We start from the raw sequence: 16,630 nt of genomic DNA, 5'->3' as shown, positions 1-16,630 counted from the left end.
CACCGATGCGGATCAGCCCGCCTCCATCGCGCGGCACGCAGCCAGGATGTCGTCCGCGCCCTGCGCCTGCAAGGCCTGCGCAATCTGCTTGCCGAGCGCTTCAGGCGCATTGGTGGGGCCGGACGCATCGCCGGTCGCAATGCGCTTGCCGTCCGGTGTCGCGACCATCGCGCGCAGGCGCATCTCCTGGCCATTGACCGTGCCGAATGCCGCCAGCGGAATCTGGCAGCTGCCGCCGAATATGCGAGACACCGTGCGCTCGGCGCTCACTGCCTGCGCGGTCGGCTCATGGTTTAGCGGTGCCAGCAGTTGCAGCAGTTCGTCGCGGCCATCGAGGATTTCAATTGCCATGGCACCCTGCCCCGGCGCCGGCAGGCTTTGCTCCGGCTCGATCCATCCACGAATGCGCTGCGAAAGGCCGAGGCGCTTCAGTCCCGCCGCAGCGAGAATGATCGCTGCATATTCGCCGCGATCGAGTTTGCCGAGACGGGTATCAAGGTTGCCGCGCAGCGGACGAATCACGAGCTTCGGATAGCGCGCAGCGATCAGTGCCTGGCGGCGCAGGCTGCTGGTGCCGACCACAGCGCCGTCCGGCAGATCGTCGAGCGAAGCATGCTGATTCGACACAAACGCGTCGCGCGGATCTTCGCGCTCCAGCACAGCAGCCAGCGCAAAACCTTCCGGCAGCTCCATCGGCACGTCCTTGAGCGAGTGCACTGCCAGGTCGGCGCGCCGCTCGGCCATGGCGACTTCCAGTTCCTTGACGAACAAGCCCTTGCCGCCCACCTTGGACAGCGCGCGATCGAGGATCTGGTCGCCTTGGGTGGTCATGCCGAGAATTTCGATGCTGCACTGCGGATATAATGCCGACAACCTTGTGCGAACGTGTTCCGCTTGCCACATCGCCAATCGGCTTTCGCGGGATGCAATCACTAATTTTGTTGGAGGGGATACTTTCACGACGGGCTCTTTCGAATCTCAATGATGCTGACCGCGTCGATTTTATCATGCACACCTGTGTGCCCCGGTGGCCACAAATCACTTTCTAGCGTAAAGCTGATTGCAATCAACCAACATGACAAGACAACAGAACAACCAGGCGTCCTCCGCAAAGAACGCGGCGGAGAAGGACGCTCCGCTGAAGGAAGACATCCGGCTGCTGGGTCGTCTGCTCGGCAACGTACTGCGCGAACAGGAAGGCGAGTCGGTGTTCCAGGTGGTGGAGACGATCCGCCAGACCGCGGTGCGTTTCCGCCGCGAGTCCGACGTGCAGTCGGGCGCGGAACTCAACAAGCTGCTGAAAAAACTGACGCGCGATCAGACCATCTCGGTGGTGCGCGCCTTTTCCTATTTCTCGCACCTGGCGAATATTGCCGAAGACCAGCATCACAACCGCCGCCGCCGCGCGCACCTGCTCGCAGGATCGGCACCGCAGCAGGGCAGCATCGCTTATGCCCTGTCGAAACTGGACGATGCCGGCGTGCCCGGTTCGGCAGTCCGCAGCTTCTTCAAGGAAGCACTCATCTCGCCTGTGCTGACCGCGCACCCGACGGAAGTACAGCGCAAGAGCACGCTTGACGCGGAACGCGAAATCGCTCGCCTGCTGGCCGAACGCGACCGCCCGCTCACGCCGAAGGAATTGGCGAGCAACACGCAATTGCTGCATGCCTGTATCGCTACGCTCTGGCAGACGCGTATGCTGCGCTATACCAAGCTCACGGTTGCCGATGAAATCGAGAACGCGCTTTCCTATTACCGCATCACTTTCCTGCGTGAGCTGCCCGGCCTCTACGAAGACATCGAGAACGAAATTGCGGCGCAATTCCCGCAACGAAATGCGGGCGACAAGGAATTCCCCCCCTTCGTGCAGATGGGCAGCTGGATCGGCGGCGACCGCGACGGCAATCCGAATGTTAATGACGGCACCATGCGTCATGCACTGGTGCGGCAGTCGACCGCGATCTTCGATTTCTACCTCGACGAAGTGCATGCCTTGGGCGCCGAACTCTCGATTTCAACGCTCCTGGTCGGCGTCAGCCCTGAGTTGCAGGCCCTGGCCGATGCTTCGCCCGACCAATCCGACCATCGTGCAGATGAACCTTACCGCCGCGCACTGATCGGCCTCTACGCACGCCTCGCAGCCACCGCCCGCCAGCTCGGCGCCGCGCATGTGCTGCGCCAGGAAGTCGGCACTGCGGCGCCTTATGCCTCCGCCGCCGAATTCACGCGCGACCTGCATGTCCTGGTCGATTCGCTCAGGGCGCACCATGGTTCCGTACTGATCAAGCCACGCCTTGCCAGCCTGAAACGCGCATCAGAAATTTTCGGCTTTCACCTGGCCACGCTCGACATGCGGCAGAGCTCCGATGTGCACGAGCGCGTGCTCGGTGAACTGTTCGCACGGGCAAAAACACATCCGAACTACAGCGGCCTGTCCGAGGAAGCGAAGGTTGAACTGTTGCTGGAGGAACTTGGCAAGCCGCGCCTGCTGTACTCGCCCTACCTAGACTACTCGGCAGAAACCACATCCGAACTGGCTATCCTGCGCGCCGCGCGCGAGATCCGTCAGCACTATGGCGATCGCGCAATCCGCAACTACATCATCTCCCACACGGAAACCGTGTCCGACCTGCTGGAAGTCCTGCTATTGCAGAAGGAAACCGGCCTGCTGCACGTGGAATGGGACCATGCCTCGGGGCAGATGCTTGATGCACGGATGGACCTGATGGTCATCCCGCTGTTCGAAACCATTCCCGATCTGCGCTGCGCCGCCAGCATCATGGAAAGCTTCATGGCGCTGCCGCATGTGCGCCAACTGATCACGAAACAGGGCGACCTGCAAGAAGTCATGCTTGGCTATTCCGACTCCAACAAGGACGGCGGCTTCCTCACCTCCAACTGGGAGCTGTACAAGGCAGAGACGCAATTGGTGGGACTGTTCGACCGCGCCGGCGTGAAGCTGCGGCTGTTCCATGGCCGCGGCGGCACGGTAGGACGCGGCGGCGGCCCGAGCTACGAAGCCATCCTGGCGCAACCTGCGGGCACCGTGAACGGCCAGATCCGTCTGACCGAGCAGGGCGAGATCATCGCATCAAAATTTTCCAACCCGGAAATCGGCCGCCGCAACCTTGAACTGCTGGTTTCCGCGACACTGGAAGCAAGCCTGATGCCTGGCACCACGCACGGTCGTCGCGCCAAGAGACTGGCCGAATTCGAGAGCGTGATGGAAGAGCTGTCGGGCCGCGCCTACCGCGCGTATCGCAACCTCGTGTACGAAACACCGGGCTTCACCGATTACTTCTTCTCGGCGACGCCAATCGCGGAAATCGCGGAGCTCAACATCGGCTCGCGCCCCGCTTCGCGCAAATCGACACGCCGCATCGAAGATCTGCGCGCGATTCCCTGGGGCTTCTCCTGGGGCCAATGCCGCCTGCTGTTCCCCGGCTGGTATGGATTCGGCAGTGCCGTGTCTTCCTGGCTGCACGAAGACAGCGACAGCAAGGAGCAGAAGAAGCGTATCGCGCTGCTGCGGACCATGTTCAAGGAGTGGCCGTTCTTCGCCACGCTGCTTTCGAACATGGACATGGTGCTGTCCAAGACAGACCTGGCCGTCGCGTCGCGTTACGCCGAACTGGTGCCCGACAAGCGTCTACGCAACAGCATCTTCAAGCGCATCGTCGAAGAGCATGAGCGCACGACCGCGTGCCTGACCAGCATCACCGGCATGAAGGAACGGCTGGCCGGCAATCCGCTGCTGGCTCGCTCGATCAAGAACCGCTTCGCCTACCTTGACCCGCTGAACCACCTGCAGGTTGAACTGATCAAGCGCCACCGCGCCGCTTCTGGTGAAGGACGCAAGAGCGATGAGCGCGTGCGGCGCGGCATCCACCTGTCCATCAACGGCATTGCTGCCGGGTTGCGGAATACCGGCTGATTGTTATCGGTCCACGGAACATGCAAGAGACACGGAAGTTGGTCATTGGTGACGCCCTGCAGCAGCTACACCGATGAAAACTTTCCGTGCCTTCCATCGGACATACTGGGTGCGTTCGTCAGGCTTCTAACGCACCAGCGCCTTCACCACTGGCCACTGCCTGCGGGAGATTGGCAAGCGCTCTTCCACATCGCGAAGAATCACCTGCCATGAATCCGGCGCCTTGTCACTCTCCACGTCGCTGTCCGCAACCGGCGCGCCGCGCTCCACGCCAATGATCGCCTTGCGCGCCACCAGGGTATTGCGGTGTACCCGCACGAACGTGGCGCCGAGTTCTTCCTCGATCGAGGTCAGCGAGTCTTCAATCAGGTAGTCCTGCTTCCTCGTGCGCAGGGTCACATATTTGAGTTCAGCCTTGAGATAGAGAACGTCGTCCACGGGCACCAGCAACAGGCGCCCTCGTTCCTGCACGGAGAAATGCTGACGTCCGGCCTGCATTATCTTGCCCGTTTCCGCGATCGCATCGGCCTGGGACGCCGGTGCTGTACGCCATGCGTCCACCCGGCGAATCGCTTCTGCCAGGCGTGTGGCGCGAACCGGTTTCAGCAGGTAATCCAGCGCATGGACCTCGAAGGCTTTCACCGCGAATTGGTCAAAGGCGGTGACGAAGATCACTGCCGGCGCAACCGTGCCACCCTTCACGAGATGCGTTGCCAGTTCAATGCCATTCATGCCGGGCATTTGCACATCGAGCAGGACAATATCCGGTTTCGTCGCTGCGATGCCGTCGAGCGCATCCTGCGCGCTGGCCGCTTCCCCCGCCAGCTCATGCGGGCAATCTTCCGCAATGTCCGACAGCAGGGTCTTCAGCCGCGAGCGGGCCGGAGCTTCGTCGTCGACGATGAACAGGCGCGGCTTCATGCGCCCCCCTTCACGTAGGGAAAGCGCAGCCGCACCTCGAAGCAGTTCTGCGCAATGCTGGTGGTGAGTTGCGCCTCCACGTCATACAGCAACGCAAGGCGCTCGCGGATATTGTTCAGTGCCATCTGATTGCCTGCGGCAACAGGCGCCTGTCCGTGATAGGCATTCACGACGAGGATTTCAATGCGATCAATGGAGCGGCTGATCTGGACCTTGACCGGAGACGCCTGCGCCGCCGGTTCCACGCCGTAATGCACAGCGTTTTCCAGCAAGGGCTGCAGCAACAGGACAGGAATCTGTGCCTTGCGCAGCACATCGTCACTCACGCCACCGGTTTCCCATGCCACCTGCAGGCGCTCCCCCAGCCGGATCTTTTCGATCGACAAGTATTGCTGGCAGAGGCGGATCTCATTATCTAGCGTCGTCATGTTGCGTGGATCACTCATCAGCACCCGGAACAGATCAGCCAGGTCTTCCAGCGTCGTTTCCGCGCGACGCGGCTCCGTGCGAATCAGCGCCAGGACCGCATTCAGACTGTTGAACAGGAAATGCGGGCGGATGCGCGCTTGCAGCGCCTGCAGCCGCGCCTCGACCAGGGCCGGCGAATGCGCGCGGGTCCGCAACTCGAAATAGTGCTGCATCATTGCGCCGAGAAGCGCCGCCGCAACAGCCCCCTTGGGCACCGTCAGGTGGGCAAAAGTGCCAGCCAACCAATCCGTCGTCGAGAGCAGGTAAATGACGGTTGCCGTGACGGCGGCAGGCACTGCGGCGCAGGCCGCACGCTGTGCCCAGCGCCCAACCGCCTCGGCGGCACCCGCGCGCGGCAGCGCCCGGCGCAGGCCGCATAGCGCGAACAGGGACCAGAGGCATGACAATTCGACCACCATTGACGCTTCGACAAACTCCAGCAGGCCGCGCTTCCAGTCGCTGGCCTGAATGAGCACCGCTGTCAGCACCACGGCATTGACTGCGAGCAGCGTCCGGAACACCACGCCGATATTGCAACAGTCCGGAATGAGTATCTCAGTCGGACGATCGGCCTTGACGGGCGCAATGGATATCGGCATAGGCAAGGCTTGTTTTATAATCACATATTCACCGGAATCCGATTATGACAGCACAACTCTCCAAAAAAAGCGAGGCCTGGTCGGCCCGCTTTTCCGAACCCGTCTCCGATCTTGTCAAACGTTACACTGCCTCGGTGTTCTTCGACAAGCGCATGGCCGACGCGGACATCCAGGGCTCGCTCGCACACGCAGAAATGCTGGCACACCAAGGCATCATCAGCGCGCAGGATCACGCCGACATCCAGCGCGGCATGACGCAGATCCAGTCCGAGATCGCATCCGGCAAGTTCGAATGGCTGCTGGACCTGGAAGACGTCCATCTGAACATCGAAAAGCGCCTGACCGAACTGGTCGGCGACGCCGGCAAGCGCCTGCACACCGGGCGGTCCCGCAACGATCAGGTCGCCACCGACATCCGCCTGTACCTGCGCTCGGCGATCGACGACATCGCCGGCCTGTTGCGCGACCTGCGCCTCGCCCTGCTCGACCTGGCGGAACAGCATGCCGACACCATCCTGCCCGGCTTCACCCACATGCAGGTGGCGCAGCCGATCACTTTCGGCCACCACATGCTGGCTTATGTCGAAATGTTCAGCCGCGACGCCGAGCGCATGCTCGATTGCCGCAAGCGCGTGAACCGGCTTCCGCTCGGCGCCGCCGCGCTGGCCGGGACGACCTTCCCGATCGACCGCGAACGCGTCGCGAAAACGCTCGGCTTCGAGGAAGTGTGCCGCAACTCGCTGGACGCAGTGTCCGACCGTGACTTCGCCATCGAATTCTGCGCAGCCGCTGCGCTGGTGATGACGCATATCTCGCGCATGTCGGAAGAGCTGGTGATCTGGATGAGCCCGCGTGTCGGCTTCATCGATATCGCCGACCGCTTCTGCACCGGGTCGTCGATCATGCCTCAAAAGAAAAACCCCGACGTCCCCGAACTCGCGCGCGGCAAGACCGGCCGCGTGAACGGGCATCTTGTCGGCCTGCTGACACTGATGAAGGGCCAGCCGCTCGCTTACAACAAGGACAACCAGGAAGACAAGGAACCGCTGTTCGATACCGTCGATACCGTGACCGACACGCTGCGCATCTTCGCCGACATGGCGCGCGGCATTACGGTCAAGCCGGAAGCAATGCGCGCGGCCGCACTGCAGGGCTACGCCACCGCGACCGACCTGGCGGATTACCTGGTAAAGAAAGGCCTGCCCTTCCGCGATGCGCATGAAGCCGTCGCGCGTGCAGTGCGCACCTGTGAACAGCGCGGCTGCGACCTGACCGATCTGTCGCTCGACGAGATGCGCGCATTCTCGCCGCTGATCGAAGCGGACGTCTTCGGCGTTCTCACCCTTGAAGGGTCGGTGGCAGCACGCAATCACATCGGCGGCACTGCGCCAAACCAGGTGCGCGCAGCGATCGCGTACTGGCGCACGCAGCTCGCCTGAAGCGTTTGCCCTGTGCTGCCGGCGGAACGCCCGCCGGCAGCACAGACTTTGTCCTCAGCAGGAATTTCCGAAAGCGCGTACACTCAATTCCGCACTATCTGCCATCCCTCCTTCCTGCAAATCACGCTGCACGCATCGCAGCGACATGCAATAGCAATCACACTTGATACGTGTTTGTACGTACGCAGTGACACGCTATAGATGAAAAAAACACGTGACTTTGCGTCGCAGCATGAAAAGAATATTATGCTGTCAGGCTCGTGGTTCGCTTGCAACTTGAAATGGCATATACTCCCCCCGAACCATGAATGCCCCCCCACGGTGAGGCATGACGGTCGCATATAAAAACAAGCGGTCGAAACCACTGATTCTCTTTCATCACTGGAGACATAACCATGTCATTCTTACTCTCGTTATCGAGACTCATTGACAAAATCAATGAGAAAATCGGACTCGGCGTGAGCTGGGCCCTGCTTCTCTCTGTTCTCATCTGCACGGGCAACGCGCTTGTACGCTACACCTTCAACACCAGCTCGAATGCATGGCTTGAAATCCAGTGGTACCTGTTTGCCGCGATCTTCCTGCTCGCGACCTCGTACACGTTGCGCCGCAACGAACATGTCCGCATCGACGTGATCGCCGGCCATCTGTCGAAACGTACCCAGGTCTGGATCGACATTTTCGGCTTCGCTTTCTTCCTGCTGCCGATGGCGATCATCATCCTCTACTACGCAGTCCCGTATTTCATTACCTCGTTCCAGGAACAGGAAGTCTCCAGCAATGCCGGCGGCCTGATCGTCTGGCCTGCAAAGATCCTGATCCCGATCGGTTTCCTCCAGTTGACTCTGCAAGGCTTCTCCGAAATCATCAAGCGCGTCGGCTTCCTGCAAGGCAAGGTCGATGCCAGCGCATTTGAAAAACACGCCACGACGCCGGAAGAAGAAATCGAGGCGATCAAAGCCGCAAACAAAATCAACTGATCGTCGGAGACTAGATAATGGAGCAATTCCTGATTGCGAATATGGCGCCGGTGATGTTCGCCGCGCTCGTGGTATTCCTGCTATCCGGCTTTCCGGTAGCGTTTTCGCTCGCTGCGAACGGCCTGTTCTTCGGCCTGCTCGGCATCGAGTTCGGCCTGCTGAAGCCTGAGCTGCTGCAGGCGCTGCCGAACCGTGTCTTCGGCATCATGGCCAACGACACGCTGCTGGCGATCCCGTTCTTCACCTTCATGGGCCTGATCCTGGAGCGCTCGGGCATGGCTGAAGACCTACTGGATACGATCGGCCAATTGTTCGGCCCGATCCGTGGCGGCGTCGCCTATGCGGTGATTTTCGTCGGTGCCCTGCTCGCGGCAACTACCGGCGTGGTGGCCGCATCGGTGATTTCGATGGGCCTGATCTCCCTGCCGGTCATGCTGCGTTATGGCTATGACAAGAAACTGGCATCGGGCGTGATCGCCGCGTCCGGCACACTGGCGCAGATCATCCCGCCGTCGCTGGTGCTGATCGTGATGGCCGACCAGCTGGGTCGCTCCGTCGGCGACATGTACAAGGCAGCGTTCGTGCCCGGTCTGTTGCTGACCGTGATGTATGCCGGCTACGTGCTCGCCGTGTCGATCTTCAAGCCGAAGTCGGTTCCGGCGCTGCCGCCGGAAGCGCGCAACCTGCGTGAAGCGAATGGCAGGAGCGGCGTCGTTTCGCTGCTGGTGCTGCTGATTCTGGCCGTCTCCGCCTCCTATGCATTCGCCACGTACTACAGTGCTGGCCATCCGAAAGCCGAGAGCGATGAAGTGGGTATCTTTGCCGCATCCGTTGGCATTGCCGGCGCATTTATCCTGGCGCTGCTGAACCGCAAGCTGAAGCTCGGCATGCTGTCGCGCATGGCAGAAAAAGTCGTATTCGTGCTGATTCCTCCGCTGGCCCTGATCTTCCTGGTGCTGGGCACGATCTTCGTCGGCATCGCCACGCCGACCGAAGGCGGCGGCATGGGTGCGTTCGGCGCACTGGTTCTGGCCCTGATGAACCGCCGCCTGTCCTGGTCGCTGATGAAGCAGGCCATGGATTCCACCACCCGCCTATCGTGCTTCGTGGTGTTCATCCTGATCGGCTCCAGCGTGTTCAGCCTGGTATTCCGCGCAGTGAACGGCGACCTGTGGGTCGAGCACCTGCTGACCTCGCTGCCCGGCGGTACGACCGGCTTCCTCATCGTGGTCAACCTGCTGTTCTTCGGCCTGGCCTTCTTCCTGGACTTCTTCGAACTGGCATTCATTCTTGTGCCGCTCGTCGGCCCGGTGGCGGACAAGCTCGGCATCGACCTGATCTGGTTCGGCGTGCTGCTCGGTGTGAACATGCAGACCTCGTTCATGCACCCGCCGTTCGGCTTTGCGCTGTTCTACCTGCGTTCAGTGGCGCCGAAGGACGTCAAGACCTCGGACATCTACTGGGGCGCAATTCCATTCGTGCTGATCCAGATCATCATGGTGGCGCTGATCATCCTCTTCCCGCAGGTTGTGTCGATCGGCAAAAAGACCGACATGAAGGAACAGATCGAACTGAAGATCGATATTCCGACTCCATCGAGCGAGCAAGAGGGATCGCCGCAACTGAATTTCTCAACGGACAGCAATACGCAGAGCGAGGATGCTCCGCAGTTGAACTTCTCTACGGACGCAGACAAGAAATAACCTGCTTTCCTCGAAACCAGACCCCGCACGGTTCGCCCTGCGGGGTTTTTTATTGGTACCTTGCCCGCCCCCTTTGCGAGGACAGGCAACAAAAAACCCGCAGGGCTTGCGCGCTGCGGGTTGATCGGGTCAGCAGGTTTCCGGATCAGCCGCCGGCTCTCATGCGGGTGATCATGTAGTTCTGCAGAGGGGCTTCCGCCACCGAGAACCATTGCGTCTGGTCCTGGCGGAAACGCTTCCAGGGTTCGTAGATCTTCTTGAACTTGGCATTCTTCGAGGCTTCCTCTTCCATCACCTCGTGCGCCATCTTGTAGCAGGCGTCCATGACTTCCTTGGAGAAGGTCTGGAGCTTCACGCCGTTCTTCAGGAGGCGCGCCAGCGCGGCCGGATTGCGTGCATCGTATTCCGCCTGCATCACGACGTGTGCCTCGAAGGTGGCCGCTTCCAGCGCATTCTGGTAGTCCTTCGGCAGTTTCTCCCATTCCTTCTGGCCGACATAAAAGGACAACTGGGGGCCGGCTTCCCACCAGCCCGGAGAGTAATAGTACGGAGCCACCTTGTAGAAGCCGAGCTTCTCGTCGTCATACGGGCCAACCCACTCTGCCGCGTCAATCGTGCCTTTTTCCAGCGCCGGATATATATCGCCGGCCGCAATTTGCTGCGGCACCAGACCAAGACGCTGCATGACCTTTCCGGCGAAACCGCCGATGCGCATCTTGAGTCCGTTGAGGTCCTGCACCGTCTTGACCTCCTTGCGGAACCAGCCGCCCATCTGCACGCCAGTATTACCGCCCAGGAAGTTCACGATGCCGTAGTCCTTGAAATAGGCGCGCAACAGCTCGCGTCCGCCTCCCTGGGCGAACCATGCTGTCTGCTGGCGTGAATTGAGGCCGAACGGGACAGCACAATCGAACGCGAAGGTCGGATCTTTGCCGAAGTAGTAGTACGACGCGGTATGACCCATCTCCACCGTGCCTGCCTGCACAGCATCCATCACCTGCAACGCCGGTACGATTTCGCCGCCGGCAAATACGCGAACATTGAATTTGCCGTTGGTCATAGCCGACAGACGGCGGGTGAAGACTTCCGCAGCGCCAAAAATCGTGTCGAGGGATTTCGGGAAACTCGACGCCAGGCGCCAGTTGATGGTGGGTTGCGATTGGGCGATTGCGGGTGCCGCAATCGCGGTGACAGATGCGCCAGCTACAGCCTTCTTGATAAAGGAACGACGTTGCATGTGATTGTCTCCTGAATGTAGGTATTGAAAGTCTGTAAGACTTAACGGAAACTCGCCCTATTACGGTGTAATAAGGTGGCTTACGCCAGGCAAATTGTATTTGTGGAATACATTTATTGCAATGAGGAACTTTCACGCATCCAGGTAGTGTTTTTCATACAGACATTTCGCATGTGAGATTTGAGTGGGGCGAAGGGACGATGCCGCCAGCAGCAATGGTCCCTAGCCACCCGTTGCAGGCATTGAGCGGGATGCGAAAGCCGAAAAACAAAAATCCGCAGTGCTTGCACACTGCGGATTGAAGGCGTTACTCAGATTGTAGTTACTTGTGGCTGATCATGAAGTTCTGCATGGACGCTTCGCACACGGAGAACCACTGGTTCTGGTCCTGACGGAAGCGCTTCCACGGCTCGTAGATCTTCTTGAACTTGGCATTCTTGCTGGCCTCTTCCTCGTTCACTTCATTTGTCGCCTTGTAGCAGGCTTCCATGATCTCCTTCGAGAAGCTGTGCAGTTTCACGCCGTTGCGCAGCAGGCGCGCCAGCGCAGCCGGGTTCTTGGCATCGTACTCTGCCTGCATGTAGACATGGGCTTCATAGGATGCGGCTTCGATCGCAGCCTGGTAATCCTTCGGCAGCTTCTCCCATTCCTTGATGCCGACATAGAAGGAGAACTGGGTGCTGGGCTCCCACCAGCCCGGGGCATAGTAATGCGGCGCAACCTTGTACAGGCCGAGGCGCTCATCGTCGTACGGACCGATCCATTCAGCGGCGTCGATCGTGCCCTTTTCCAGTGCCGGGTAAATGTCGCCTGCGGCAATCTGCTGCGGAACCAGGCCGAGCTTCGCCATCACGCGGCCACCGTAGCCACCGATACGCATCTTGAGGCCCTTGATGTCGTTCAGGCTCTTGATCTCCTTGCGGAACCAGCCACCCATCTGCGCGCCGCTGTTGCCGCCGATGAAGTTGATGATGCCGTAATCCTTGTAGAAATCGCGCAGCAACTGCTTGCCGCCGCCCTGTTCGTACCACGCGGTCTGCTGGCGGGAATTCATGCCGAACGGAACTGCGCAGTCGAAGGCGAAGGTCGGATCCTTGCCGAAGAAGTAGTACGGTGCGGTATGGCCCATTTCAATGGTGCCTGCCTGTACTGCATCCATCACTTGAAGTGCGGGTACGATCTCGCCGCCTGCGAATACGCGGATATTGAATTTACCGCTGGTCAGTTGAGACACGCGCTTGCTGAAAACTTCTGCTGCACCAAAAACCGTATCGAGCGTTTTCGGGAAACTGGACGCGAGGCGCCAGTTGATGGTCGGCTGCGCCTGGGCCAGTGCGGGTGCTACGATTGCGCCCACCGACGCGCCTACTGCTGCTTTCTTAAGAAACGAACGACGTTCCATTTTGCCTCCTCCGGGTTGAACACATCAAAAATCCTTGTGAGATCTCGCGCGATACTTCTGCGCAATCGTGTACTGAAGCAAATTGTATGAGGCGGTTGAAAGCCATGCAATGCGGGATACTACCGAGGTACAGCATGAATGATCGAATCAATCGTCGCACATGAAAATTATTGATCCGTAGCGCACATCTCCTTCAAGCGATGTGCCTGTTCATGCGGAACAAACGTTTTCCATGAAAGCACCGAATCCGCACAGAAACCGTTGTTGCTGAAAATAATTCAACCATCTTGTCGCCATGCCTCGCGCACGGCACGTGCATTGGCCGCTCACAAGCGGCAGTTCGCCGCGCAGGTACGCTGCGAACTGCCACAATCCATGTCTTACTTGTGGCTGGACATGAAGTTCTGCATCGGTGCTTCGGCGACCGAGAACCATTGGTTCTGGTCGTTCTGGAACCGCTTGTAAGGCTCGTAGATCTTCCTGAACTTGGCGTTCTTCGAAGCCTCTTCTTCCATCGTCGCCACGGCTGCCTTGTAGGAGGCTTGCATGATTTCCTTGGAGAAGAAGCGCAGCTTGGCGCCGTTCTTGATCAGGCGTGCGAGCGCTGCCGGATTCTTGGCGTCATATTCGGCCTGCATGTAGACGTGCGCCTCGTAGGAAGCCGTCTCGATCGCATACTGGTATTCCTTCGGCAGCTTTTCCCATTCCTTCATGCCGACATAGAAGGTCAGCTGCGCGCCGGCTTCCCACCAGCCCGGGGCATAGTAGTATGGAGCCACCTTGTAAAAGCCGAGCTTCTCGTCATCGTAAGGCGCCGTCCACTCGACCGCATCGAGCGAACCTTTTTCCAGTGCAGGATAAATGTCGGCACCGGCGAGCTGCTGCGGCACGAGTCCGAGCGGCTGCAGGACCTTGCCTGCAAATGCGCTGATACGCATCTTGAGGCCCTTGAGGTCGTTGACGGTCTTGATCTCCTTGCGGAACCAGCCACCCATCTGCGCGCCGGTGTTACCGCCCAGGAAGTTCATGATGCCGTAGTCCTTGTAGAACTCGCGCATCAGTTGCTTGCCGCCGCCCTGCTCGTACCATGCAGTCTGCTGGCGGGAGTTCATGCCGAAGGGCACGGCGCAGTCGAATGCGAAGGTCGGATCCTTGCCGAAAAAGTAGTACGGCGCGGTATGGCCCATTTCAACAGTGCCGCTCTGGACGGCGTCAACGACCTGCAATGCCGGGACAATTTCGCCACCGGCGAAGACACGGATATTGAACTTGTTGTTGGTCAGCTGAGACACGCGCTTGCTGAACACCTCAGCAGTGCCGAACAGGGTATCAAGGGACTTGGGAAAGCTTGACGCCAGGCGCCAGTTGATGGTTGGCTGCGATTGCGCCAACGCTGGTGCAGCAATAGCCCCGACCGATGCACCTACAGCCGCTTTTTTTAGAAAGGAACGACGTTCCATTTTTTCTCCTGTTGAAATGAAGCACCAAAACTTCCACGCAAGCCAACGCACTGCAAGCGCAGCACGTTGCCATACGCAGCGTTAACTCAACTCGGTCGCCTGCCCCGATGCATGAGGAGGACAACGGCAGATTGTGCTTGGACACACATGCAGTCCCTGCCGTTTCCGGCCGCTAGCAGATCAACGGGCAACGGAACAGGCAAATAAAAGAAATGGGTTTTGTGCCAGGCCCGGCGCGCATCCAACGGTAGCCTTCGCTATCGCGAGGATGCGCAACGCAGCATGGCACAAAAAGACTCGCTCCTATTTGCGTTTCGTTGCCCAGTGGCCTGCAAGTCTCGTGCGGCCATAAAAAAACCCGCTTCGCTTGTGCGCGCCGCGGGCAATATCATTCATCAGGAAGTTCAGCGATGCGCCGGCCCGTTCGCAAGCCGCCATCAATGCGGGTACCACATGCGCGATCAACGCCGTTGCCGACGAAATGCAAGGCTCGCTTCATCATCGGCACCATGGCAACCGCTGTGCCGGCCGATGCATTGTCGATGAACGAACCGCGTCCCACTGAGTTTCCTCCTGAAGAAGCATGATTGTGTTCACACGCGACCAGTATAGAACGAGCGTGCAATATCTCATGATTCTAGAAGCCTGATGTTCTTCCTAGCAATATTAATTCCTTTTTCACGTACGAATGCTTAGGTAGTATTGCGTAGGATAAACACCGTCATTAAATTGGGCACAATTCGCCATCGCGCGATGAACACGCGCCGCTCTCTCGGGAACGAGAGGCGACGCCCACTGCGGCCCATTCTTCCAAGGGCAAGCGGCTTCGGGCAGGAAGGTCATTTGCGAAGATCAAATCCCTGTCCAGGATCAAGTTCCGGCAAGACAGGCGCCCGCACGCCCTGCGGATGTCCACAATTGAGTGCAGTTGCCAGCACACGCACAATGCCGCCCAACCGCTCTCGTGGCCGATGAATGAGTCCTGCTCATTCATTCGCATAAGCCGCCGTCGCCGCCGTATTGCCCCCTGTCCGGGCAAGCAGATTTCATCTTCTGGAGAAGTACATGGCACGCAAGCCGATCTATCAATCACTTTACGCGCAGGTTCTTGCGGCGATCATCGCCGGCGTCCTGCTCGGGCATTTCTACCCGGCGCTCGGCGCTGAAATGAAGCCCTTGGGCGACGGTTTCATCAAGCTCATCAAGATGATCATCGCGCCCATTATCTTCTGCACGGTCGTGACTGGCATCGCAGGAATGGAAGACATGAAGAAGGTCGGCAAGACAGGTGGGCTGGCCTTGCTCTATTTTGAAGTCGTCAGTTCGATTGCTCTGATCGTGGGCCTGCTGATCGTGAACGTCATCCAGCCCGGCGCCGGCATGCATGTCGATCCGAAGGCACTCGATACCAGGAGCATTGCTGCCTATACCGGCCCCGGCAAGATGGCATCCACGACCGAATTCCTGATGAACATCATCCCCAACAGCGTGGTGGATGCCTTCGCCAAAGGCGATATTCTCCAGGTGCTCCTGTTCTCCGTGCTGTTCGGCTTCGCGCTGCACAGGTTCGGTGGGCGCGGCACGCTGGTGTTCGATTTTGTCGAGAAGATCTCGCAGGTATTCTTCGGCATCGTCGGCATCATCATGAAAATCGCGCCGATCGGCGCATTCGGCGCCATGGCCTTCACCATCGGAAAATATGGCGTCGCCAGCCTGCTTTCACTCGGCAAGCTGATGGCAACCTTCTACCTGACCTGCCTGGTGTTCATCTTCCTCGTGCTCGGCACCATTGCCCTGGCCCACGGGTTCAGCATCTGGAAATTCATCAAATACATTAAAGAGGAATTGTTCATCGTACTCGGCACGTCCTCATCCGAATCGGTGTTGCCGCGCATGATGGCCAAGCTGGAGAACCTTGGCGTAAAGAAGTCGGTCGTCGGGCTCGTGATCCCGACCGGTTACTCGTTCAACCTGGATGGCACCTCAATCTACCTGACGATGGCAGCCGTCTTCATCGCCCAGGCCACCGATACGCCGATGACCTTGATGCAGCAGATCACATTGCTTGCCGTCCTGCTGCTGACCTCGAAAGGCGCTGCCGGCGTCACCGGCAGCGGATTCATCGTGCTCGCCGCCACTCTCTCCGCCGTGGGTGGCCTGCCGGTCGCCGGCCTGGCGTTGATCCTCGGCATCGACCGTTTCATGTCCGAAGCGCGCGCACTCACCAATCTGATCGGCAACGGGGTCGCGACGGTCGTGGTCGGCAAATGGACGCGCGATGTCGACATGGCGCGGCTGCAGCAGCATCTCAATAACGAGGCAACGGAAGAAGCCGAGGCGCCCGAAGAATTTCTGGAGACGGTCGCGCCTCAAGGTCAGGCGAGCGGAAAGGCAGCCTGAATTTATTCACGCCATAGAAGAACAGCGCGCGCGCGGGCTGTTTTTGCTTGTGCGACCTGATGATTGGTCACACCCAAATTTACGGTT

At 59.3% G+C, this 16,630-nt stretch carries 12 protein-coding genes; 5 read left to right on the top strand and 7 right to left on the bottom strand.

Annotated elements, in window-relative coordinates; genetic code table 11:
- Positions 1-12: 12 nt before the first annotated feature.
- Positions 13-960 (bottom strand): hydroxymethylbilane synthase, encoded by a 948-nt coding sequence (gene hemC / locus VJ698_RS08785; protein ID WP_324102364.1) that lies wholly within the window; start codon positions 958-960, stop codon positions 13-15.
- 115 nt (positions 961-1,075) lie between these two features.
- On the opposite strand from hemC, the gene ppc reads away from it, so the two are divergent.
- Positions 1,076-3,934 (top strand): phosphoenolpyruvate carboxylase, encoded by a 2,859-nt coding sequence (ppc, locus tag VJ698_RS08780; protein ID WP_324102363.1) that lies wholly within the window; start codon positions 1,076-1,078, stop codon positions 3,932-3,934.
- Positions 3,935-4,060: 126 nt separating this feature from the next.
- Here ppc and VJ698_RS08775 read toward each other — a convergent pair whose 3' ends face one another.
- On the bottom strand, positions 4,061-4,855 hold the full coding sequence (locus VJ698_RS08775) for a LytTR family DNA-binding domain-containing protein (RefSeq protein ID WP_324102362.1): 795 nt from the start codon (positions 4,853-4,855) through the stop codon (positions 4,061-4,063).
- The gene (locus tag VJ698_RS08770) at positions 4,852-5,922 is read right to left on the bottom strand and encodes a sensor histidine kinase (protein ID WP_324102361.1); all 1,071 of its coding nucleotides are present in this window, start codon (positions 5,920-5,922) and stop codon (positions 4,852-4,854) included. The genes VJ698_RS08775 and VJ698_RS08770 overlap by 4 nt, the downstream gene beginning before the upstream one ends.
- A 44-nt stretch (positions 5,923-5,966) precedes the next feature.
- On the opposite strand from VJ698_RS08770, the gene argH reads away from it, so the two are divergent.
- From argH to VJ698_RS08755, 3 genes are all read left to right on the top strand, one after another.
- Complete coding sequence (gene argH / locus VJ698_RS08765; RefSeq protein ID WP_324102360.1) at positions 5,967-7,361, top strand: argininosuccinate lyase; 1,395 nt, start codon at positions 5,967-5,969, stop codon at positions 7,359-7,361.
- A gap of 395 nt (positions 7,362-7,756) precedes the next feature.
- On the top strand, positions 7,757-8,341 hold the full coding sequence (locus tag VJ698_RS08760; RefSeq protein WP_324102359.1) for a TRAP transporter small permease subunit: 585 nt from the start codon (positions 7,757-7,759) through the stop codon (positions 8,339-8,341).
- 17 nt (positions 8,342-8,358) lie between these two features.
- A complete protein-coding gene (locus VJ698_RS08755; RefSeq protein WP_324102358.1) occupies positions 8,359-10,044 on the top strand; it encodes a TRAP transporter large permease subunit in 1,686 nt (561 codons plus the stop codon).
- A gap of 145 nt (positions 10,045-10,189) precedes the next feature.
- On the opposite strand, the gene VJ698_RS08750 is transcribed toward VJ698_RS08755, so the two are convergent.
- The 4 genes from VJ698_RS08750 to VJ698_RS08735 form a co-directional block, all read right to left on the bottom strand.
- On the bottom strand, positions 10,190-11,281 hold the full coding sequence (locus VJ698_RS08750) for a TRAP transporter substrate-binding protein (RefSeq protein WP_324102357.1): 1,092 nt from the start codon (positions 11,279-11,281) through the stop codon (positions 10,190-10,192).
- A 322-nt stretch (positions 11,282-11,603) separates the two neighbouring features.
- Positions 11,604-12,683, bottom strand: coding sequence for a TRAP transporter substrate-binding protein (locus VJ698_RS08745; protein ID WP_324102356.1), 1,080 nt, complete (start codon positions 12,681-12,683; stop codon positions 11,604-11,606).
- Between the two features lie 380 nt (positions 12,684-13,063).
- Positions 13,064-14,143 (bottom strand): TRAP transporter substrate-binding protein, encoded by a 1,080-nt coding sequence (locus VJ698_RS08740; protein WP_324102355.1) that lies wholly within the window; start codon positions 14,141-14,143, stop codon positions 13,064-13,066.
- Between the two features lie 388 nt (positions 14,144-14,531).
- Positions 14,532-14,705 (bottom strand): hypothetical protein, encoded by a 174-nt coding sequence (locus VJ698_RS08735; RefSeq protein ID WP_324102354.1) that lies wholly within the window; start codon positions 14,703-14,705, stop codon positions 14,532-14,534.
- A gap of 503 nt (positions 14,706-15,208) precedes the next feature.
- Between VJ698_RS08735 and VJ698_RS08730 the strand changes: the two genes are divergently transcribed.
- Positions 15,209-16,543 carry a dicarboxylate/amino acid:cation symporter gene (locus tag VJ698_RS08730; RefSeq protein WP_324102353.1) on the top strand — a complete coding sequence of 445 codons (1,335 nt, stop codon included), beginning with the start codon at positions 15,209-15,211 and terminating at the stop codon, positions 16,541-16,543.
- The last annotated feature ends 87 nt before the right edge of the window (positions 16,544-16,630 follow it).

The organism is Noviherbaspirillum sp., assembly GCF_035254685.1.
Taxonomy (GTDB): Bacteria; Pseudomonadota; Gammaproteobacteria; order Burkholderiales; family Burkholderiaceae_D; genus Noviherbaspirillum.
Note: the sequence above shows the minus strand (reverse complement) of the source record. Positions and strands in the feature narration are given on the sequence as shown.

Bases quoted from the DNA above. Each gene is read 5' to 3' on its own strand.
- ppc (WP_324102363.1), top strand. From the start codon at position 1,076: ATGACAAGACAACAGAACAACCAGGCGTCCTCCGCAAAGAACGCGGCG.
- VJ698_RS08775 (WP_324102362.1), bottom strand. From the start codon at position 4,855: ATGAAGCCGCGCCTGTTCATCGTCGACGACGAAGCTCCGGCCCGCTCG.
- VJ698_RS08770 (WP_324102361.1), bottom strand. From the start codon at position 5,922: ATGCCGATATCCATTGCGCCCGTCAAGGCCGATCGTCCGACTGAGATA.
- argH (WP_324102360.1), top strand. From the start codon at position 5,967: ATGACAGCACAACTCTCCAAAAAAAGCGAGGCCTGGTCGGCCCGCTTT.
- VJ698_RS08760 (WP_324102359.1), top strand. From the start codon at position 7,757: ATGTCATTCTTACTCTCGTTATCGAGACTCATTGACAAAATCAATGAG.
- VJ698_RS08755 (WP_324102358.1), top strand. From the start codon at position 8,359: ATGGAGCAATTCCTGATTGCGAATATGGCGCCGGTGATGTTCGCCGCG.
- VJ698_RS08750 (WP_324102357.1), bottom strand. From the start codon at position 11,281: ATGCAACGTCGTTCCTTTATCAAGAAGGCTGTAGCTGGCGCATCTGTC.
- VJ698_RS08745 (WP_324102356.1), bottom strand. From the start codon at position 12,683: ATGGAACGTCGTTCGTTTCTTAAGAAAGCAGCAGTAGGCGCGTCGGTG.
- VJ698_RS08740 (WP_324102355.1), bottom strand. From the start codon at position 14,143: ATGGAACGTCGTTCCTTTCTAAAAAAAGCGGCTGTAGGTGCATCGGTC.
- VJ698_RS08730 (WP_324102353.1), top strand. From the start codon at position 15,209: ATGGCACGCAAGCCGATCTATCAATCACTTTACGCGCAGGTTCTTGCG.